The following is a 520-nucleotide window of genomic DNA, read 5'->3' on the forward strand; positions in this document are numbered from 1 at the left end:
GAAAAGCGGCATTGTCCATGACAATTACACTGTTTTTAGGTAACTCAGGTAACAGTGCTTCTCTCACCCAATGAGAGAAAATATCGCTGTTAATAGAACCATCATATAAGCGTAAGGCAAACAATTCTCCATTGATAATGGCTCCAATCGCATTGCTCTGGTTCTTTAAATGCCAGTTATCACTTCCATGACAAACTTCTCCTTTTGTGCTGTAGCCATAAGGTCTATGAGCAAAGGCTTTAAAACCACATTCATCAAGATAGACTATCGGTTTGTCTTGAGCGGTCTTATCCACTATTTGTTCTTGAAAGTGTTCTCTTTTCTCTGTGTCGGCTTTTGGATGTTGGTTAATCTTTTTTTATGCGTTATCTTTAGTCGCTTTAGAGCATAACAAATCGCTGATTGCGAGCAATTAAAACGTCTAGCGCTTTCCCATTGGTAATCATCGGGATACTGCTCAATATCCTTAAGCAAGGCTTCATCATCAATCTTTGAGGCTTACGCTCAGTAAAGCCTTTAG

At 39.4% G+C, this 520-nt stretch carries 2 protein-coding genes; both read right to left on the reverse strand.

The window, feature by feature from the left end; genetic code table 11:
• A partial coding sequence (locus A5N85_RS14145) for a transposase (protein WP_211268266.1) occupies nucleotides 1-295 on the reverse strand: 295 nt, incomplete at its 3' end.
• Nucleotides 295-489, reverse strand: coding sequence for an IS630 transposase-related protein (locus A5N85_RS14150; protein ID WP_282956003.1), 195 nt, complete (start codon nucleotides 487-489; stop codon nucleotides 295-297). The genes A5N85_RS14150 and A5N85_RS14145, both read right to left, overlap by 1 nt.
• Between the last annotated feature and the right edge of the window lie 31 nt (nucleotides 490-520).

The sequence above is a fragment of the Suttonella ornithocola genome (assembly GCF_001889065.1).
Classification (GTDB): domain Bacteria; phylum Pseudomonadota; class Gammaproteobacteria; order Cardiobacteriales; family Cardiobacteriaceae; genus Suttonella_A; species Suttonella_A ornithocola.